General features: G+C 64.7%; 18 protein-coding genes and 1 pseudogene. 11 read left to right on the top strand and 8 right to left on the bottom strand.

What is annotated here, in order from left to right:
- Window positions 1–85: 85 nt before the first annotated feature.
- The gene (locus HNE05_RS08675; RefSeq protein WP_173205706.1) at window positions 86–886 is read left to right on the top strand and encodes an alpha/beta fold hydrolase; all 801 of its coding nucleotides are present in this window, start codon (window positions 86–88) and stop codon (window positions 884–886) included.
- A gap of 55 nt (window positions 887–941) precedes the next feature.
- On the opposite strand, the gene HNE05_RS08670 is transcribed toward HNE05_RS08675, so the two are convergent.
- Window positions 942–3,224 (bottom strand): tetratricopeptide repeat protein, encoded by a 2,283-nt coding sequence (locus HNE05_RS08670; RefSeq protein ID WP_173205704.1) that lies wholly within the window; start codon window positions 3,222–3,224, stop codon window positions 942–944.
- 277 nt (window positions 3,225–3,501) lie between these two features.
- Between HNE05_RS08670 and HNE05_RS08665 the strand changes: the two genes are divergently transcribed.
- Window positions 3,502–4,821, top strand: a complete 1,320-nt coding sequence (locus HNE05_RS08665) for a sensor domain-containing diguanylate cyclase (RefSeq protein ID WP_173205701.1) — start codon at window positions 3,502–3,504, stop codon at window positions 4,819–4,821.
- 10 nt (window positions 4,822–4,831) lie between these two features.
- On the opposite strand, the gene HNE05_RS08660 is transcribed toward HNE05_RS08665, so the two are convergent.
- Window positions 4,832–5,134, bottom strand: a complete 303-nt coding sequence (locus tag HNE05_RS08660) for a DUF1883 domain-containing protein (RefSeq protein ID WP_173205684.1) — start codon at window positions 5,132–5,134, stop codon at window positions 4,832–4,834.
- 144 nt (window positions 5,135–5,278) lie between these two features.
- Between HNE05_RS08660 and HNE05_RS08655 the strand changes: the two genes are divergently transcribed.
- The 6 genes from HNE05_RS08655 (at window position 5,279) to HNE05_RS08630 (ending at window position 11,424) form a co-directional block, all read left to right on the top strand.
- Window positions 5,279–5,749, top strand: coding sequence for a DUF2846 domain-containing protein (locus tag HNE05_RS08655; RefSeq protein WP_173205681.1), 471 nt, complete (start codon window positions 5,279–5,281; stop codon window positions 5,747–5,749).
- Window positions 5,750–5,769: 20 nt separating this feature from the next.
- A complete protein-coding gene (locus HNE05_RS08650; protein ID WP_173205678.1) occupies window positions 5,770–6,378 on the top strand; it encodes a hypothetical protein in 609 nt (202 codons plus the stop codon).
- Between the two features lie 80 nt (window positions 6,379–6,458).
- On the top strand, window positions 6,459–7,502 hold the full coding sequence (locus tag HNE05_RS08645; RefSeq protein WP_173205674.1) for an RNA methyltransferase: 1,044 nt from the start codon (window positions 6,459–6,461) through the stop codon (window positions 7,500–7,502).
- A 73-nt stretch (window positions 7,503–7,575) separates the two neighbouring features.
- Window positions 7,576–8,037, top strand: a complete 462-nt coding sequence (locus tag HNE05_RS08640) for a methyltransferase family protein (RefSeq protein ID WP_173205670.1) — start codon at window positions 7,576–7,578, stop codon at window positions 8,035–8,037.
- Between the two features lie 286 nt (window positions 8,038–8,323).
- Entirely contained in the window at window positions 8,324–9,631 is a 1,308-nt protein-coding gene (locus tag HNE05_RS08635) for a leucine-rich repeat-containing protein kinase family protein (protein ID WP_173205667.1), read from the top strand.
- Window positions 9,632–9,846: 215 nt separating this feature from the next.
- Window positions 9,847–11,424: a choice-of-anchor I family protein gene (locus HNE05_RS08630; protein ID WP_173205662.1), complete on the top strand. Its 1,578-nt coding sequence runs from the start codon at window positions 9,847–9,849 to the stop codon at window positions 11,422–11,424.
- Window positions 11,425–11,498: 74 nt separating this feature from the next.
- Here the strand turns inward: HNE05_RS08630 and HNE05_RS08625 are convergent, their stop codons facing one another.
- The 5 genes from HNE05_RS08625 to HNE05_RS08605 form a co-directional block, all read right to left on the bottom strand.
- A complete protein-coding gene (locus HNE05_RS08625) occupies window positions 11,499–12,575 on the bottom strand; it encodes a polyamine ABC transporter substrate-binding protein (RefSeq protein ID WP_173205659.1) in 1,077 nt (358 codons plus the stop codon).
- Between the two features lie 51 nt (window positions 12,576–12,626).
- Window positions 12,627–12,968: a cupin domain-containing protein gene (locus tag HNE05_RS08620; RefSeq protein ID WP_173205656.1), complete on the bottom strand. Its 342-nt coding sequence runs from the start codon at window positions 12,966–12,968 to the stop codon at window positions 12,627–12,629.
- Window positions 12,969–12,995: 27 nt separating this feature from the next.
- A complete protein-coding gene (locus HNE05_RS08615; protein WP_173205654.1) occupies window positions 12,996–14,402 on the bottom strand; it encodes an NAD(P)/FAD-dependent oxidoreductase in 1,407 nt (468 codons plus the stop codon).
- Between the two features lie 45 nt (window positions 14,403–14,447).
- Window positions 14,448–15,269 carry an AraC family transcriptional regulator gene (locus HNE05_RS08610; RefSeq protein ID WP_173205652.1) on the bottom strand — a complete coding sequence of 274 codons (822 nt, stop codon included), beginning with the start codon at window positions 15,267–15,269 and terminating at the stop codon, window positions 14,448–14,450.
- 64 nt (window positions 15,270–15,333) lie between these two features.
- Window positions 15,334–16,113 carry an AraC family transcriptional regulator gene (locus HNE05_RS08605; RefSeq protein WP_173205650.1) on the bottom strand — a complete coding sequence of 260 codons (780 nt, stop codon included), beginning with the start codon at window positions 16,111–16,113 and terminating at the stop codon, window positions 15,334–15,336.
- A gap of 258 nt (window positions 16,114–16,371) precedes the next feature.
- Here HNE05_RS08605 and HNE05_RS08600 point away from each other — a divergent pair, with 258 nt between their 5' ends.
- From HNE05_RS08600 to HNE05_RS08590, 3 genes are read left to right on the top strand one after another with little or no spacing between them, the layout of a single operon-like run.
- Window positions 16,372–17,310, top strand: coding sequence for an esterase/lipase family protein (locus HNE05_RS08600; RefSeq protein WP_173205648.1), 939 nt, complete (start codon window positions 16,372–16,374; stop codon window positions 17,308–17,310).
- A gap of 56 nt (window positions 17,311–17,366) precedes the next feature.
- Window positions 17,367–18,395: a lipase secretion chaperone gene (locus HNE05_RS08595; RefSeq protein WP_173205646.1), complete on the top strand. Its 1,029-nt coding sequence runs from the start codon at window positions 17,367–17,369 to the stop codon at window positions 18,393–18,395.
- 56 nt (window positions 18,396–18,451) lie between these two features.
- On the top strand, window positions 18,452–18,670 hold the full coding sequence (locus HNE05_RS08590; RefSeq protein WP_173205644.1) for a DUF2970 domain-containing protein: 219 nt from the start codon (window positions 18,452–18,454) through the stop codon (window positions 18,668–18,670).
- Window positions 18,671–18,672: 2 nt separating this feature from the next.
- Here the strand turns inward: HNE05_RS08590 and HNE05_RS08585 are convergent.
- A pseudogene (locus tag HNE05_RS08585) lies at window positions 18,673–19,730 on the bottom strand (ABC transporter substrate-binding protein).
- Window positions 19,731–20,071: the final 341 nt, after the last annotated feature.

Genomic DNA, 20,071 nt, shown 5'->3' with positions numbered 1-20,071 from the left:
CGTTGCCCCGACATGGCAGTTAGCGGGGCTCAGCGGTGATCACTGCTAGGCTGCCTTCATCAGTCCACCGACACAGGAAGCCACCATGCCCACGACCCACGCGCCCTTCGTGCTCGAAGCCGGGCATGGCCCCGCAGTGGTCTGCCTGCACGCCAATGCCAGCACCTCCAGCCAATGGCGCGACCTGGGCGAACGCCTGGCGCCTACCCACCATGTCCTGGCACCGGACTCCTATGGCTCGGGCAAAAGCCCGGACTGGTCGTCGGATCGGCTCATCAGCCTGCGCGATGAAGTCGAGTTCATCGAACCGGTGCTGGCCCGGGCCGGCTCCCCCTTCGTCCTGATCGGTCACTCCTACGGTGCCGCCATCGCCCTGCTGGCCGCCCTCAAGCATCCGCGCCGGGTACGCGCCCTGGTGCTGTATGAGCCGACCCTGTTTGCCCTGATCGAAGCGCAGACGCCGCCGCCCAACCGCGCCGATGGCATCCGCGCGACCGTGGCGGCAGCCAGTAGCGCCCTTGACCAGGGCCAGCCGGAACGCGCCGCCGAGTGCTTTATCGACTACTGGATGGGCGCCGGCAGCTGGGCCCACATGCCGGAGCAGCGCAAACCGGCGATAGCCGCCTCCACCCGCAATGTACGGCGCTGGGCCCATGCGCTATTGACCGAGCCCACGCCACTGGCGGCCTTTGCCCAGCTCGACATGCCGGTGCTCTATCTGCTCGGCAAGCATTCGCCCGATGCGGCCCATGCCGTGGCCGAATTGCTGCTGCCAGTATTGCCCCATGCAGAGCGGCGCCAGTTCGAGGAACTGGGCCACATGGGGCCGGTCACCCACCCGCAGATCGTCGACAAGGCCATCGTGCGCTTCCTGCAACGGCTCTGAGCAATGCCGCCGAATCTGCGTAAACAGAACAGGCTAGGCAGTTACGCCCAGGTTTTCACTGCACCAGGGGATCGTCGGGGTTGATGGCTTTCAGCTCATCGCGCAGAACCTGCACTTCATCAGTACGGCCCTGCGCTCCCAGGTAGCCCGCCAGTGCCATACGCACCGCGCGGTTGTCCGGGTGAGCCTGCAGCTGTTGCCGCAGCAGCTCGATGGCCTCTGCCGCACGCCCGCTGTCATGCCAGGCAACGGCCAGGACATAGGCATATTCGCTGTTGTCTGGCTCTAGTCTGCTGGCCTGTTCCAGCACCGGCAGTGCCTTGTCTTTCTCGCCCTGACGCACCAGCAGCAGCCCGAGAGCGTGCTGCAGGGAGGCGTCCTGGGGATAGTCGCGTACCCCTTCCTGCAGCTCCTCCAGCGCTGCCCTGGTCAGCCCAGACTGCTCCAGATGCTGCGCCAGCATCACCCGCGCCGGATGGAAATGCGGATCGCGCTGCAGGGTCTGGTGCAACAGACTGCGCACCTGCGTGCCGCGCCCGGTCAGCAGGTACAGGCTGGCCAGATTGCTCAGCGCCTCGGCACGATCCAACTGGGCGCGCTGACTGGCCTCATAGTCATTCAGGGCCGCCTGCCAGGCTCCGCCCACGGGTCGCAGTGATTCAGGCAACTGCAGCAGCTGCCAGGCCGCCGCCTGGCGTACCGCCCGCCGCGAATCATGCAACAACGCAGGCAGCAACTGGGCCAGCTGTTGCGGCGCAGCCAGGGCCGCTAAAGCATCGACGGCCGCCAAACGGACTGCCGGATCAGGGGCCTGCAGACCTTGCTGCGCCGCATTGAGCGCTGCCGTCGAGGGATAGCGCGGTAACTCGGCGAGCAGTGCCGCCCTGCGCAGCCCCGGTAGATCCTCACGCGCGAGCTGCTTGTGCAAGCCCAGCGCAGCACCGGGCCGGGCCGCACGCGCGGCAGCCATGGCCCTGGCATAGCCGCCGTCGCGGGGTTCTGGCTGGCCATACCAGTCGTTGAAGGCCTGGATGATCACCTGCGGCTTGTCCTGCACATGGCAGCCCAGACAGGCATCGCTGTGCCCCAGGGCCTGCGCTTGCGCCGGATCGGGCACCGAGAAACTGTGATCGTGACGGTAGTCGACCTGCATATACCACTTGCCGGGCATATGGCAACTGCTGCACTGCGCACCGGCCGAAGCCGTGGCATGGCGGTGATGGGCCGGACTTTCGTAGTCCTTGCGGCGCAGGCCGCTGCTCTGGATAGCGGCCCTACGTGGCTGGGCCTGGGGGTTGTGGCACTGGGTACAGAGCGCATTGCCACTCAAGCGCAACTCGGCGCTGTGTGGCTCGTGGCAATCGGAGCAACGCACCCCGGCGGCCTGCATGCGGCTCTGGGCGAAGGAGCCGTATTCGAACACTTCCTCCTTGATCTTGCCGTCGACCTCATAGAGCTGCGCGCTCAGGCCAGCAGGCAGATAGGCGTTGTACAGCGGTGCGCCAGGCGCCGGCTCGCCGCCCAGCTGGCTGCGGCGGCTGTGGCAACGGGCACAGGTTTCCACTTCGGCCTGGTTATCGGCACTGCGCAGGTCGAGCGCAAATCCGTGATTGGCCGACACCGAGCGCTCAGCATTGGCCTCCTGCAGGTGATTGGACGCCGGGCCATGGCAACTCTGACAGCCCACGCCCAGGGCCTGCCAGCGACTGGCAAAGCGCTGCTGGCTAGCATCGAAGCCACGCGCAAAGCCCGTGGTATGGCATTCGATGCACATGGCGTTGGCGTTCTGCTGAGCGCCGCTCCAGTGCAGCGGATGGCGATGGTCGACAGCCTGGTTCGGGTACAGATCAAACCAGCGCCGCTTGTCCGTATCCCAGGCCGCGACATGGGCCTGCAGACGTCCGTCGGGCAGCGCCAGCAGGTACTGCTGCAAGGGTTCGAGGCCAAAGGTATAGGCCACCTTGAAGTCGGCGCGCTGGCCATCCGCGCCCTGGGTATTGATCCAGAACTCATCGCCAGCCTGGCGAAACTGCGTACTCTCGACATCGTTCTGCAGGGGCGCAGCACTGAAATCACCGAGCACCGTACGCGCCGTGGCCGGCTGCATGGCCAGTTGGTGGTGCGAGCCTTGCCAGGCCTTTACCGCATTGGCGTGGCACGTCTGGCACTGCTGCTCATCCACCCATTGCGCCGGGGCGAGCGGCGCGGGCACTGGTGGCCGCAGCCACCACCAGCCGCCCGCGGCGCAAGCACCGAGCACAATCACCGCCAGCGCCAGCCACCAGAAGAACCGACGCGGGCGCGACGGCGATGAAAGGGGGCTGGCTGGTCGGGACATGCGCACAATCCGTGGTGGCAACTATGGAGCCGGGCAGTCTAAAGCAGCGGCCGTAGAAAACCAGGCAGGCCCGCCATCCGGCGCGACAGAGCCCTCGGGCACCTGCGCCCAGAGCCGCGCAGCGCGGGCTTATTGGGGGAACAGCTGAGTAATGGCCGCGCGGGGCAGCCCGAATGGTCGTTAAGCAACTACCGAGCCCCAACTGCTTGAACGGCGCAGGCATAATGCCACCCATCTTCGGCTCTCCAACGGGCTCCAGCAGCCCTGAACCAGCAAAATGCCCTTGATCATCCTTGCCCTCGCCGCTGCTCTGCTTCTTATATTCCTGCTGACCCGCCTGCTGCGCCGTGAGCACCAGGCTCGGCAACGGCTGGCACTGCACGATCAGTTATTCGACAAGCTCAGCGACGGCGTACTGCTGATCGACCGCAACGGGCATATTCGCCAGCACAACCAGGCCGCCGCCCGTCTGCTGGGCAAGGCCGACAGCGAGTTGCTTGGCTCCCCCCTGACGGACGCCGTGCCGCAGCTGGCGCAAGCCGAACCCCTGGCAGCCGGGCAACGCCTGCACATAGTCAGCGCCACGGGTAGCCGCCTCGCGCTGGCAGTCTGCCGCCTCGACGAAACCGCAGAGAACCTCGTCCTCCTGCAGCCGGCCAGTGAAGCGGAGCGCTCCCTGGAAGACATCGAGCGCTTCAAGCACAGCCAGTATTTCGCCCGTATCGGCACCTGGGACTGGGATATCGACACCAATCGCCTGTACTGGTCCGAGGCCATCTACGCCATGTTCGGCCATGCGGTCGGCGCCGTGACGCCCAGTTACGAGCTGTTCTGCGCCAGCCTGCATCCGGATGATCGCGAGCGGGTGCGTGCCGGCGAGCTGCGCTGTATCGAGACGGGCGAGAACCACGACGAGGAATACCGGGTCATCTGGCCGGACGGCAGCCTGCATTGGCTGCGCGAGACCGGCAACGTGGTGAAGAACGCAGAGGGCGCGGCGGTGAAGATGCTGGGCGTGGTGCGCGACATCACCGAGGAGAAGGTCTGGGCCAACCAGATGCACCAACTGGCCCACCACGATGCGCTGACCGGCCTGCCTAACCGCCTGGTCTTCGAGGACCGCCTGCGCAATGCCCTGGAACGTGCGCGGCGTAACGCGACACGAGTGGCACTGGTGTTCATCGACCTCAATGGTTTCAAGGCGATCAATGATGCCCACGGCCATGCCGCCGGCGACCAGGTGCTGGTCGCCACCGCGCAGAAGCTCAAGGGCGCGCTACGCGAGTCGGACAGCGTGGCACGGATTGGCGGCGACGAGTTCGTCGTCATCCTTGAAGGCTTGGCGTTGGACTGTGTCCTGGAAGAAGAGGCGCGACAGATTGGCGAGAAGATTCTCGCCGCCCTGGCCACACCGTTCGGCAGCGAAAACCCGCAGCGTATCGGTGCCAGCCTGGGCATCGCGGTGTTTCCGGATCATGCGCCGAGCATGGACCGACTCATCCATAGCGCTGACCTGGCGATGTACGAGGCCAAGCGCAGCGGCGAAAACCAGTACCGCCTGGGCAGCCCCGGCCAACAGCGCGCCAGCGTCGAGTAACGCCGGTGAATCAGCTCAGGCTGGAGCTGGAGCGACGGATGATCTTGATCGAATGTTTCAGCGCCGGCTTGCGCGTTACGCTGATCGCGCGGCGGGTTACCGTGTCGATGGTGATGTTCCAGAAGCCGCTGTTGGGCACGGTGATCTTCGCCGGGAACTTGTCGAACGCGCCGCCGTGGTAGGCATGGCGCCCGCCATTCTTGAAGCTGCGAAAGTTCGCATCGCTCATCAGGCGGATATTGCAGGGCTGCGAGCACTCGATGACGACGATGTCGTCTTCGTTGAGGTGTTCGCGCTGGTGTATGTATTTCATCTGTGTGTCCCCACACTTTTTCCGGCGCGCACCATAGCACAGACGTACCCCGGCCCGCTGATGCATCGCCATGCTAACCTTAGCCAGCCGGCCGCATGCGGTCGGCAATCGTCACGCCCCCGCCACCGGACAAGGATGCCCAGCATGCATCGTCGGTTCTTACTGCTTCTGCCCCTGCTGCTCACTGCCTGCAGCAGCCCCACCTACTTCCAGGCCGTACCCCCCTCCAACCCTGATAATGCCGTGCTCTACCTGTATCGCCCCGAAGCCAGCAATCCGGGTCTGATGCAACCCCTGCGCTTCGACTACCCGGAAGTGTTCATCGACGGCCAGAGCATCGGTGCGTTGAAGTTCAACCAGTATCGGCATCTCGAACTGGCGCCGGGAACCCACAGCGTGCGGATTACCGGTCTGAGCCCGGCAGCCAAATGGCCGGTTCGCGATATCGAGCAGAAGGTCACCCTCAGCCCGGCAGAGGTCAAATACCTGAAGCTGAATGTGCAGTACAACCTGAACGAAATGGTTATCGGCCAGCCTTCGCCCAGCTACTCGATTCACCTGACGCCAATGCGCAGCGAAGACGCCCTCTACGAAATCCGCCACACCAAGCCCTAAGACCCATCAGGAGAATGTCCATGCCCACCATCAATAATCTTGGTTTTTTGCTGCTCAGTGCTTCGCTGCTCGGCGCTTGCAGCAGCCCGGCACAAAATGAACCGCTGAGCCGCGACGTGGACACCAGTCAGGTCACCATCGAGGGCGTACCCGGCGGCGTGGCAACTCAAGTTCAAGAGATCAACGCGGTGGTCAGCGCCATCAACTACGCCACCAGCAGCGTCACCCTGGAGGATGCGCAAGGTAAGCAGCACAGCTTTACCGCCAGTCCGGAAATGATCAACTTCCCGCAATTGAAAGTCGGCGACAAGGTCAATGCCACGGTCGTTCTGGAACAGATGGTGTACCTGCGTGAGCCGGGCGCTGCCAGTGAAGATGGTGCCGCCGGGCTGGTTGCCGCGCCGCCGGCCGGTTCCAAGCCAGGCCTGCTGGTGGCCGATACTGTCGAGGTCACGGCCGTGGTCAAGGTTCTCGACACCAAGCAGCGCACTGCCACCCTGGAGTTCGCCGACGGTACCCGCAAGACCGTGCAGGTGCGCCCGGACGTGCAGCTCAAAGACGAGTACCTGAACCGCCAGGTGGTGATTCGCCTGAGTTCGGCACTGGCCATCCGCGTAGAACCCCAGTAACCGACTGCGCTCGGCGGGCCAGGCCCGCCGAGCCGGCCGCGCTTCGCCGCTACCGCGCGCAGTGGTAGCATGCGCGCCCCATGCGCATCCCCGACATCCACCAACGCCTTGCCGACCTCGGCGCCCTGCCTGCCCACAGCGGCCGGGTGGTGCGTGCCTGGCTGCAGGGCAAGCCGCTGAACACCGGCACCCGCCGCCAGCAGAGCGAGAACTTCCTGCCGCTCTCCGTGCGTGCCGGCCTGCCGCAACTGAGTGATGACCTCGACAACCTGGTGCGCCTGCGCTCCGAACATCCTGGCGCCGACGGCTCGGCACGCCTGCTGGTTGAGCTCGCCGACGGGCAGATGATCGAGAGCGTGCTGCTGCCACGCGGCGGTCTGTGCGTATCCAGTCAGGTCGGCTGCGCGGTTGGCTGCGTGTTCTGCCAGACCGGCAAGAGCGGCCTGCTGCGCCAGGTCGGCAGCGCCGAGATCGTCGCCCAGGTGGCCCTGGCGAGGCGCTTCCGGCCGGTGAAGAAGGTGGTATTCATGGGCATGGGCGAGCCGGCGCACAACCTCGACAACGTGCTGGAAGCCATCGACCTGCTCGGCACGGAAGGTGGCATCGGCCACAAGAACCTGGTGTTCTCCACCGTTGGCGACCCACGGGTGTTCGAGCGCCTGCCGCAGCAGCGAATCAAGCCGGCCCTGGCCCTGTCGCTGCACACCACCGATGCCGAGCTGCGCCAGCAACTGCTGCCGCGCGCACCGCGCATCGATCCCGCGGAGCTGATGGAGCTGGGCGAGGCCTACGCCCGCGCCGTCGACTATCCGATCCAGTACCAGTGGACGCTGCTCAAAGGCATCAACGACAGCCAGGAGGAGATGGACGAGATCCTCCGGCTGTTCAAGGGCAAGTACGCGGTGCTCAACCTGATCCCCTACAACAGCCTGGAAGCCGACGAGTTTCAGCGCCCCGACGGCGACCGCATCGTGCAGATCGTGCGCTACCTGCATAGCCGCGGCGTGCTGACCAAGGTGCGCAACAGCGCCGGCCAGGACATCGACGGCGGCTGCGGCCAGCTGCGCGCGCGAGCTGCCGAACTGGTCGAGCGCAAACGTCAACAGCGCCATTCTGCGGACTGAAACGGCGCCCGGGCTTGCCAGCGGCGGTGGCGCCGTGCACCAATCGGCGCACCCCCCGCCAGGAGCCGTGCCCATGTCCGCCCTCGAACTGAAGATCCCGCCACCGCTGGTACTGTTTGTCTGCGGCCTGCTCATGTGGCTGCTGGCCTACCTGCTGCCGAGCCTGGGCTTCGATTTGCCGGGGCAACTGGCGCTGGCCGTGCTACTGGTGATCTGCGGCCTGGGCGTGGCCGGCGCCGGTGTCCTGGCCTTTCGCCAGGCCAGCACCACCATCAACCCGACCCGCCCGAGCGCCACCAGCAGCATCGTCAGCAACGGCGTATATGGCTTCACCCGCAACCCCATGTACCTGGGCATGCTCCTGTGCCTGGGCGGCTGGGCGATATTCCTCGGCAACCCACTGAGCCTGCTCGGCCTACCGCTGTTCGTCGCCTACCTCAACCATATGCAGATCGGCCCGGAGGAACGCGCCCTCGGCGCCAAGTTCGGCGAACCCTACGCGCAGTACTGCAGCCGCGTGCGCCGCTGGCTGTAGAAACCCTGTGAGAACGCTGCGCGGTTTTCCACGGAGTGGCCATCGACCCACGGACTGGCAAGCTGCGTAGGGTGGATGTCGCCTTTTACATCCACCAGGGCGCCACTCGGTGGATCGGTGAAGCGCGATCCACCCTACATCAGCCTGCCACCCCTCGGTCCCGCTGCAGGCTTGTGCCTTGATGGAACAGAGGTTCAATGCATTCGCCATCCCCTGAAGCATGACTGCCGGACCGTCGGCAAAATGCTACCCTCTGCGACCTTTTCCAGCCGCCCTGCCGACCCGCATGCACACCCTCGAACAACTCCGCCGTGGCGAACTGGCCGGCGTCACCCGTCTGGACCTGTCCGCCGAGCTGCGCGAATTCCCCCAGGAAATCTTCGACCTGGCCGACAGCCTGGAAGTGCTCAACCTGTCCGCCAACCAGTTGAGCAGCTTGCCCGCCGACCTGCCGCGCCTGCACAAGCTCAAGGTGCTGTTCTGCTCGGACAACCCCTTCACGGAAGTGCCGGAAGTTCTCGGCGACTGCCCGCAACTGGAGATGGTCGGCTTCAAGGCCAATTGCCTGCGTCACCTGCCCGCCGCCGCCCTGCCCAAGGCCCTGCGCTGGCTGATCCTAAGTGACAACCAGCTCAGCCAGCTGCCGCAGGAGCTGGGCGACTGCCCGCGCCTGCAGAAGCTGATGCTGGCCGGCAACCAGCTCACCGGCCTGCCGGACAGCCTGGCCGCCTGCAGCAACCTGGAACTGCTACGCATTGCCGCCAACCGCCTCGACAGCCTGCCCGACTGGCTGCTGCAGCTACCGCGCCTGAGCTGGCTGGCCTTTGCCGGCAACCCCTTCAGCGACCGCGAAGAAGCCCTGGCCCTGGCTCGCCATCCGCACCCGCCGATAGCGCGCACGCAGCTGGATCTCGGCGAACTGCTCGGCCAGGGCGCCAGCGGCATGATCCACCGCGCCCAGTGGTCGCGCCCCGGCCAACCACCCCAGGCGATGGCGGCCAAGCTGTTCAAAGGCGCGCTGACCAGCGACGGCCTGCCCCACAGTGAAATGGCCGCCTGCCTGGCTGCCGGCGCCCACCCCAACCTGATTCGCGTGGCCGGCCCGCTGGCCGAGCAACCTGGCGCACCGGCCGGCCTGCTGCTGGAACTGATCGAACCGAGTTACCGGGTACTGGCGGGCCCGCCCTCGCTGGCCAGCTGCACCCGCGACCAGTACCCGACCGAGCGCCGCTTCAGCCGCGCCGAAGTCCTGCGCATCGCCCGCGGCGCAGCCGCAGCCGTGGCCCATCTGCATGCCCAGGGCATCCTGCATGGCGACCTGTATGCGCATAACCTGCTGGTAAACCCGCAGGGTGACTGCTTGCTCGGCGACTTTGGTGCCGCCTCGTTCTTCGCCCCGCGCAGCACGACAGGCGCGGCGCTGCAGCGGATCGAGGTGCGCGCCTTCGGCTGTCTGCTCGAAGAATTACTGGAGCGCTGCATGGACGCTGAGCTGCCCGCGGCCCTCACCCAGCTGCGCGATCGCTGCCTGAGCGAGCAACCGGCGCAGCGCCCCGCTTTCGAAGAAATCCACGCGACGCTGCAAGCCCTCTAACCACCTGCACAAGGTCATTGGTGCGCACCGCGCACTCTGAATGAAGCAACACCCTGGCAAGGCAGGCGAGTGGGATGCCCCTGCAAAAGATGCAGCAGCCCCCAGGAAACTTGGATACGCCGACAAGGCTGTCAGAAAAGGTTCTTCTGGCGTTAACGGTGCCGACATCTGCAGCCAACATGCTGAGCAGCCCTTTTCGCCTCCAGGACTGCCCCATGCGCCTTACCCGCCTTGCCTCGGCCCTCACCCTCGCCTCGCTGCTGGCCACTCCGGCTATCGCCGGCAACTCGCCGCACACGCTCAAGATCAGCCCGCTGGGTACTTACCAGAGTGGCCTGTTCGAGCAGGGCGCGGCAGAAATCGTCGCCCATGATGCGCGCAGCCAACGCCTGTTCGTGGTCAACGCCGCCAGCGGCAAGCTCGACGTCCTGGACATCCGCGACCCGGCCCAGCCCAAGCTGCTGTTCAATATCGACCTGTCGGCCTATGGCAGCTCGATCAACAGCGTGGCCGTGCACAAGGGCCTGGTTGCCGCCGCCGTGGAAAACAGCGTGAAGACCGAACCGGGTCAGGTGGTGTTCCTCGATGCCGATGGCCAGATCCGCGGCCGGGTCCAGGTCGGCGCCCTACCCGACATGCTGATCTTCAGCCACGACGGCCAGCGCGTGCTGGTGGCCAACGAAGGCGAGCCGAGCGACGACTACCAGGTCGACCCGGAAGGTTCGGTGAGCATCATCGACCTACCCAAACGCCTCAGCCGCCTGAGCCAGGCCAACGTGCGCACCGCCGACTTCCGCGCCTTCAGCCGCGAGCAGCTGGACCCGTCGATCCGCGTGTTCGGCCCCAACGCCAGTGTGGCCCAGGACTTCGAGCCGGAATACATCACCCTCAGCAAGGACGGCAAACGCGCCTGGGTGACCCTGCAGGAGAACAATGCCATCGCCGAAATCGACGTGCGCCGCGCCCGGATCAAGGCGGTACACGGCCTGGGCTACAAGGATCATCAGCTGGCCGGCAACGAACTGGACGCCAGCGACAAGGACTCGGCAGTGAATATCCGCAACTGGCCGATCCGCGGCCTCTACCAGCCGGACGCCATCAGCAGCTTCAGCCAGCGCGGGCTGACCTACCTGGTCACCGCCAACGAGGGCGATGCCCGCGCCTATGGCGGCTACAACGAGGAAATCCGTGTCGGCAGCACCGCCTACCTGCTCGACCCGGCCGTCTTCCCCGACGCCGGCACGCTCAAGCAAACCGCCAACCTCGGCCGCCTGACCGTGAGCAAGGCCAGCGGCCTGAATCCGCAGACCGGCACCTACAACGCCATCTACGCCTTCGGCGCCCGCTCCTTCTCGATCTGGAGCAGCGAGGGCGCGCGCCTGTATGACAGTGGCGCGGACTTCGAGCGCATCAGCGCCGAGCGCCTGCCCGCCCTGTTCAACAGCAACCACAAGGAAAACACCCCGGACGGACGCAGCGACGACAAAGGCCCGGAGCCGGAAGGCGTGACCATCAGCACCTTGTGGGGCAAGCCCTATGCCTTTATCGGCCTGGAGCGCATCAGCGCGGTGATGGTCTACGACCTGAGCAACCCCAAGGCACCGCGCTTCGTCGAGCTGGTCAGCAACCGCAATGCAGCTGCCACGCCGCCTGCCGCCGAAGCTGGCGACCTCGGCCCGGAAGGGGTCATGGTCATTCCCGCCGAGCGCAGCCCGCTGGCGGGCGTGCCGCTGCTGGTGGTGGGTAACGAGGTCAGTGGCAGCACCACGCTGTACCGCATCGACCGCCAGTAAACGCGCAACGCCTAGCAAAAGGCCGGGTAATCCCCGGCCTTTTGCGTTAGCGCCTGTCCAGAGGCTTAGACGCCTCAGGTCCCGCTCTTGACCTTGCTCCAGATGCGCGTGCGCACCCGATCGATCTTCAGCGGCATGGCCTGCAGGGTGTACAGCTTGCTCAGCACCGCTTCCGGGGGATAAACCTTGTTGTCGGCCTTGAGCGCCGGATCGACCAGGCCATCGGCCTTGGCATTGCCGTTGGCGTAGTGCACATGGTTGCTGATGCCGGCCATCACCTCGGGCTGCAGCAGGTAGTTCATGAAGGCATAGGCCTCGGCCTCGTTCGGTGCGTCGGCCGGCATGGCCACCATGTCAAACCACATGGGAGCGCCTTCCTTGGGGATCACGTACTCGATCTTCACCCCATTACCGGCCTCGGCGGCGCGGCTGCCGGCCTGCATGACATCGCCGGAGAAGCCCACCACCAGGCAGATATCGCCGTTGGCCAGCTCGCTGATGTACTTGGAGGAGTGGAAATAGCGCACGTTCTGGCGCATCTCCAGCAACAGTTTCTCGGCTTTCTTGTAGTCGTCGAGGTTCTGGCTGTGGTGCGGCAGCCCCAGGTAATGCAGGGCGATCGGCAGCAGCTCCGGGCCGTTGTCGAGTACCGCTACCCCGCACTGGCTGAGCTTGGCCATGTTCTCCGGTTTGAAGAGCAGATCCCAGGAGTCCAGCACCACCCCGTCGCCGAGCACCGCCTTGACCTTGTCGACGTTGTAGCCGATGCCGGTACTGCCCCACAGGTAGGGGAAACCATACTGATTGCCCGGGTCGTTGACCTGCAGCGCTTGCAGCAGCACCGGGTTGAGGTTCTGCCAGTTGGGCAGCCGGCTCTTGTCCAGCTTCTTCAGCGCGCCGCCCTGGATCTGCCGGGCCATGAAGTGGTCCGAGGGGAACACCACGTCATACCCGGAGTGGCCGGCCATCAGCTTGGCATCCAGGGTTTCGTTGCCGTCGTAGACGTCGTAGTGGCTGGCGATGCCGCTGGCCTTCTCGAAGCTCTTCAGCGTATCCGGGGCGATGTATTCAGCCCAGTTGTAGATGCGCACGCTCTCTGCGGCCTGGCTGACCGATGCCAGCAGCATCAGCGGGAGGATTTTCTTCAGCATGGAATTACCTCGGTAGTTGTTCTTGTTGGCAAGGATGGAGGGGCAGCGGGTTCAGAAAATCAGCACATAGCTCTTGCGCAGGGTTTCCTGGATATCCCAGATACCGGTGGTATTGGCGGGAAAGAGGATGGCGTCGCCGGCCTGGATCGCGATCGGCTCGCCCACGTCGGGGATGAAGGTGCAGCGCCCGGCGATGAAGTGGCAGAACTCCTGCTGCACGATTTGCCGGCGCCAGCGTCCTGGTGTGCACTTCCACACGCCGGTTTCCACGCCGTCGCTGCGCTCGACGCTGGTCACCGAGGTGACCGCAACCGGCTCGCTGAGCGGCACGGCCACCGGGTTGGATTCCTCCAGCAGCAGGCTGGCGGTGTTCTTGAAATGACTGATATTCACGTTTTTCTCCGGATCGATTAACGCTAACTAACGCATGAAACTTTCCATGAAGCCCGCCATGTTTTGCGCCAGGCGGCGGCGCCAGGGCGCGCTGTGCGGATCGGCCAGCACCCGGTCCTCATGCACGAAGCTCTGGATGATGGCGTTGTAGCCGAGCCAGCGGCACGGCTCCGGCTCCCAGCTGCGCAGCTGGCTCAGGTGGCCGTCGCGCATGACCCAGGGTTGGCGGGTCAGCTCGCTGTCCTGGCCGAGGATTAGCGCGGCCAGGGTGCGGCCACCGAGGTTGCTCGCCCCGACCCCTTCGCCCCCGTAGCCACCGGACAGGGCGATGCCGTTGCGCCGGTCCGCCAGCATGTGCGGGTGAAAGCGCCGGGCCATGCCCAGGTTGCCGCCCCAGGCGTGGCTCAGGCGCACCTCGCGTAGTTGGGGGAACAGCTCGCCGAACAGGTAGCGGCGCAGCTGGCGCTCATCGCTGGTCAGATTGAAATCCGTGCGCAACTGGCCACCGAAGCGGTAACCGCCGCGGGCGCCAAAGACCAGACGATCATCGGCCGTGCGCTGGCCGTAGGTGACCTGGCGACTGGCCTCGCTGAAGGCCTGGCCACGCTCCAGGCCGATCTGCGCCCAGGTTTCGGCCGGCAAGGGTTCGGTGGCCACCAGCAGGCTCTGCACCGGCAACTGATAGCGACCCAGCGGCGGCAGGCTGGCGGCGTAGCCTTCCACGGCCGGCACGATCCAGTCGGCGCGAACGCTGCCGTGGGCGGTGCGTAGCAGGCCCGGTTGCCAGTCGAGCACGCGGCTCTGCTCGTAGATTTCCACCCCAAGGGACTCGACGCAGCGGGCCAGGCCACGCACCAGCCTGGCCGGCTGCAGGGTCGCGCAATGCGGGGTAAACAGCGCGCCGTAGGGGTTGGCCATGCGCAGTTGTTGGGCCAGCTCGGTGGGCTCCAGCCAGCGGTAATCCTCCTCGCCCAGACCCAGCGCGCGCAGGCCTTGCAGCTGCTCACGCAAACTGGCCTGCTGCTCCGGATAGCGCGCCGCGCAATACAGCACGCCGCTCTTGCGGTAGTCGCAGGCGATGCCTTCGCGCTGCAAGACCGCGCCGACTTCATCGGGAATGCCGTGCAGCAGGTCGAACGCGGCCTTGCGTTGTGCGGCCGGCAAGTCGCCCAGCAGGCGGTCTTCGCCGAGCAGGTTACCCATCAGCCAGCCGCCATTGCGCCCGGATGCGCCGAAACCGGCGGTCTCGGCTTCGAGGATGACGATGCGCAGCTGCGGTGCCTGGCGCTTGAGGTAATAGGCGGTCCACAGCCCGGTGTAACCAGCGCCGATGATCGCCACGTCGGCCTGCAGCTCGGCGCCCAGGGCGGGCCGTGGCTCAAGGGGCTCGTCGAGCTGATCCATCCACAGACTGAGGGTGCGCCAGTCGCTCATTGCATGCTCCACAAAGGGGGAATGCGCAGAGCCTAGTCAGTCGCCTCAGGGCTTGTCGTGCGTGCGGGCCCGCAAGGAAATCTGTTTGAGATAGGCCTTGGGTGACAGGCCGGTATGCCGGCGGAAGCAGCTGTAGAAGGCCGACAGCGAATTGAAGCCGGCGGCGAACGCCAGCTCATCCACCGGACGCGAATCGCTGCCGGCCGCCAGGCCATCGAGCAGGTGCTGCAGGCGCGCCTGGTTGACGTAGCGGTAGAAGCTCTGCCCGAGCACCTGGTTGAGTAGGTGGGAAATCTGGTTGCGGCTGTAGCCGGTGGCCGCAGCGACCTGCTGCAGGTTGAGCTCGGGGTCGAGGAAAGGCTGGTGCTGCTGGAAGTACTCCTGCAGGTCCTGGGCGAGCTGACCGAGCTGGCGTGCCGACAGGCCCAGGCGACTGATGGCCGGGCGCGCGGTGCCACCGGCACTGACCGCCCGTTCCTCGCGCAGCAAGGTCGCGTACTCGTTGATCCGCCAGATCAGCCCATCGCGCACGGTGATCGCCTCGCCGCTGCGAAACGACACCAGGCCATCGCTGCCCTGCAGGCACAGGCGGTACTGGATGAACGCGGTGTGACCGTCGATACGGATGCGGTCGCTGTGTTCCAGCGCCTCGCCGGGCTGGCGCGGCAGGTTGTGCTGCACGTACTCGCGCAGCTCGGCCAGGCGCATGCAACGCTGCTGGAAGAAGTCGTTGTATTCGATATCCGGGTGATACAGCGCCAGCACCGCCTCGAGGTCGCGGTGCTTCCAGCTCAGGTGGTAACGCAGGATGACTTCGCGGGTGCGTTCGCTCTGCTGCGCGTCATCGGGGAAGTCGCTGTCGGACATGCCGGGCTCGGTAGTGATCAATCCTGGCAGCTTGCCCTAGTGCCGGCAGCGGCTCAATCCAGAACTAACCGGCAAACAAGCGCACGCCATGAGGGTGTGCCAGCACGGCAGACGGAGTCATGCCGATGATGCTGCGGAAGGTGTGGCTGAAATGCGCCGAATCGGTGAAGCCGGCGGCCACCGCCGCTTCGGTCAGGCTCATGCCGCGCGCCACGCCAACCGAGGTAACGAACAGGCGATGCCACTGACGGTAGCGCCGAATCGGAATACCGATCTTCTGGCGGAACAATTGCGTCAGGCGCGGCACCGACAGGCCGACCTGCTGGGCCAGGTAATCGATGGACTGGTTGCACGACACATCGGCCTTGATTAGCTCGATGGTACGCACGATGCGCGAATCGAGGGAGAAGCCGTCCGGCACCTGCTGCTGCGGATTGATCAGCTCATCCATCCAGGCGTAGAGCAACTCTGGCGATGCGCTGCTGCGGTGCAACTGGTCGAAACGCTGGATGCAGGCACTCTCGCTATCCAGGCCGTGCAGCACACTGGCCTGGCAGGAGGCCATGCGCGGCGCCAACAGCGCGAAATCTTCGCCGAAAACGTCGAGATAACAGATCGCTACGCGTGAGCAGCGACTATCCACGCTCAAATCCAAACCGGCCGGCAACAGCGCGCTATGACACACCACCTGACTGCCCTGGGACTCCAGATAGAGCGGGCCATCCAGGCCAAACAGCAGCATCGCCGCAGCCTGTGAAAGCTGCAGTGACTGGTGGAACTGACCGAGATGAAAGGTGCGTTTGTCCCACAGATAGAGCAGGACCGGCGCGTCGATAGGCAGCATGAAGATCCCCACCTGGCAGTCGGCTGATCACCGCTGCTCTTATTGTTTTTGTTGGCGAAGGGTTACACAGGGACGAATTTTTCGGCTAGCCGACGCCGCCTCAGCGTGACGTGTATCACATTTATTTTATCGCCAGGCACTGGCTTTCATCAGTTCTTACAAGCCGTACCGGCGTTGCGGTGGTCTGATAACCGCCACCTCCGCTGCTGTGTGCGGGGCCACAACAAAAACAAAAACAGATCCACACAGGTACCCTCCATGAAAAAGCTGCTCGTCTCGACACTGGCTGCCGCCAGCCTTTGCACGACCCTCACCGCCACAGCTGGTACTACGGCACAAACCAAACACCCCGTCGTCCTGGTGCCTGGCATCTTTGCCTTCGACACCATTGCCTTCATCGACTACTGGTACAAGATTCCCAGCGCCCTGCAGGGCGAAGGGGCCAAGGTCCATGTACCCAAGATCAACGCCTTCGACAGCTCGGCCAAGCGCGGCGAAGCACTGATCGCCCAGCTTGAGCAGATCCGCGCCGCCTCTGGCGGTACCGTGAAGAAGTTCAACCTGATCGGCCACAGCCAGGGCGGTATCACCGCGCGCTACGTGATGAACACGCGGCCGGACATGGTCGCCTCGGTCACCACCCTGAATACACCCCACAAGGGCACGCCAATCGCCGACGTGGTCACCGGCATCGCGCCATCCGGCACCCTGCAGGGCGTAGCCTTCGACGTATTCGCCAACGCCGTGGGTGACCTGGTCAACCTGATGTCGAACAACAAGAAGAGCCAGTCGGACATCCGCGCCATGCTCGCCGAGTTCAACAAGAACGGCTCCGCAGCCAACAACGCCAAATTCCCGACCGGCATCCCCACCACCTCCTGCGGCGCTGGCCCGGAAACCGCCAGCATTGCCGGCAACAGCGTGCGCATGTACTCCATGAGCGGCACCTGGAAGCTGACCACCGGAATAGATATCTCCGACCCACTGTTCGGCATCACCTCGCTGGCCATCAGCGAATCCAACGACGGTGTGACCGGGCGCTGCTCCAGCCACTTCGGCAAGGTGCTCAAGGACAACTACATGATGAACCACCTGGACGTCACCAACCAGGTTCTGGGGCTGGTGTCGTTGTTCGAAACCAATCCGAAAAGCCTCTACGTGAATCAGGCCAATCGCCTGAAAAATCTCGGCCTGTAAGTTGTAGGCGGGCATGCCGGCTCCCCTCCGCGCATGCCCGTCGTCAGGAGCTATCGATGTCCACCAGATTTCTTCTGAGTGCCTTGGCCGTCGCCGGTTTCAGCGCACTCGGCATTTGCACCACGCTGCTCCTCAGCGATGCCACACCGCCCACTGCCCAGGCCCAGAGCGCGCCCAGCAGCGCGATCCCGACTGACCCGCGCAGCCAGCAGGCCAGCACCCTCAACCAGCAGCTGCAACAGACGCCAGCAGCCCAGTTGAGCGACCCCGGCCCACTGCCTGCCTCCCTGCAGGGCAGCCATCACGGCGTGCAACTGCGCCAGAATGCCCAGGGCCAGTTATTGATCGAAGCAACACTGGTAAAACTGTTCGAGTTCTACCTCGCCGGGCTGGAAGAAGAAGGGGTCGACAAGGTTCTGCGGCGCATCCATCGCGAGTTGGCCTCCCAGCTGCAAGGTGTTGCCCTGGACCAGGCGCGTGACCTGCTGCGCCGCTATGTGGATTACCGCATCGCCCTGCAGGTGCTGCCCCGTCACGACAACACCCTGGACCCTGACACCCTGCGCCAGCGCTACGAAGCGCTCAACGCCATACGCCAGCAGTTCTTCTCCACCGAGGAATACCAGGCATTCTTCGCCCGCGAAAACGCCGAAGACGAGTACATGTTGCAGCGCTTGGCCCTCAGCAAGCAGCAGGGTTTGAGCGACAGTCAGCAACAACAGGCGCTGAGCGAACTGGAAGCACAATTACCCGAAGACGTGCGCCAGGCTCGCAGCGAAAGCACCCGTTATGGCGAACTCTATGCGACGACCCAGGCCATGCAGGCCGAAGGTGCCAGCGCCGAAGAAATCCGCCTGCTGCGCGAACAGACCCTGGGCAGCGAAGCGGCGCAGCGCCTGGCCGAGCTGGATCAGCAACAGGCAGAGTGGCAGCAGCGCCTCAGCGACTACGCCAGCGAACGTGACCGCCTGCGTGCCGCCGGGCTTAGCCAGACCGATTTGCAGAACGCCCTGAGCGAACTGCAGGCCAGCCGTTTTGACGAGTTGGAGCGCAAGCGTGTGCAGGCGCTGGATGCCGACCTGTAGTTGAACCCCGAGCCAGTGGCCTGGCTTGCGGCTACGCTGTGGGAAAGGAGGTGCCCATGAGCGACGAGCAAAACGACAAGCCCCTGACCTTCGGCGAGATGCTGCAAAGCGTGCTGGCCGCAGCCTTCGGCGTGCAGAGCGGCAAGCGCCGCGCCCGCGATTTCAGTCGCGGCAAACCGAGCCACTTCGTGATCCTCGGCGTGCTGTTCACCGCCATCTTCGTGCTGGTGATCTTCAGTGTGGTGCAGCTGGTGCTGCACTTCGCCGGAGTCTGAACTCAGCGCAACAAGGCATCGATGGCACAGGCATATTCCCGCATCTGCGGATTACCCTCGGCACTGAAACGTCTGAAGTCCAGCCCTTCACCGGGCTTGTGCATGTACGCCAGCAGGTTCTGCGCCTCACGCTGATCCAGCAGGCGCAAGAGTCTTGCCTGCTGCTCCGTACCGCCGCGCGCTCGGCGAAATCCAGGCCCCGCGCATGATCATGCAACAGCACCATGGCACAGCCCCCAAGGATGGTATGGCCGCCGACCAGGACCTCGATCCGTTTATCAATCCGCGCCTGCAACACCCGCTCAGAAGTGTTCAGGCCCGCGTAATGCAGCTTGCGCCCCTGCTCCCGAGCCGCCCGCATCACACCGAAGGCCATCTCGTCATTAGCCGCCCACACCAGATGGAGAGTCGGGTAGCGCGGTAAAAGGGCCTTGGCCTGCTCGTAGGCACGCTGTTCCTTCCATTCACCAAACAGCACCTGGCGCAGACGCACCTGCGGGTGCTCGGCCAGAGCCCGCTTCAAGCCCGCCTCACGCAGGGTGGCCGACGGCGTCTGCTTGATGCCGGAGAACGCCACCATCTCGCCCTGAGGGTCCAGCTCGATCAACGCCTTGGCCATCAGGTAGCCGGCCTCTTCGTCATTGGTGACCAGGCTACCTATCCAGTTACGGTACTTCTCCCGAGGTCCCCCCAGACGCGCTCGCTGCTCAGGCGTCAGGGTGCTGTGCAGGGCCAGCAGCTTGATTCCGCTGTCGGCATACAGGCGGAGGATCTCCGGCCCCACATACTGTTCGTTGACGAAGATCAGGTAGTCGGGTTTCTCCTCGCGTTGCAGCACCGCATGGGCATTGGCCAGGATGGTTTGCGTATCCCGCGCGCCATAGAGCACATGCAACTGCATGCCCAGATCATCTGCAGCGTCCTGCATGAAGGCCGTGTAATCGACCCAGAAGCGCTCGTGGGCATAACCAGGATTGAGAAAGACCACCGAAGCCGCGTGGGCCGGCAGCCAAGTCAGCAGAAGGCAGGCAGCGAGAAAGATGCGCAAAAGAGCACTCATGAATCGTTATTCAGGGAAATTTGCCGCGCAGTATACCGAGCCGAGCCGAGCATTCGGCCCCCCTCGACCCTGCGCCACAAAAAAGCCAGCGCTGGCTGCCCATCGCTGGCTCTTGTTGCCCTCACAGGCTACTGCTGGCTAACCCAGAACACCGCAGTGGTGACGACCAGCACTATCAGTACGAAAATGGCGCGGGCGTCGGCGAGGCTGTCCTGGCTGTCTGGTTCGGAATGGTCGGTCATGGCTTCCCCCTTTATTGTGGTTATGGGTGGTTCGCCATGACAGTTAAGACCAGGCAATCCATCACCTCAAGGTAAAAGGTCATATTCGCCGTTCTTCTT

Source organism: Pseudomonas campi (assembly GCF_013200955.2).
GTDB lineage: Bacteria > Pseudomonadota > Gammaproteobacteria > Pseudomonadales > Pseudomonadaceae > Aquipseudomonas > Aquipseudomonas campi.
This window is presented reverse-complemented; position numbering and strand designations above follow the sequence as displayed.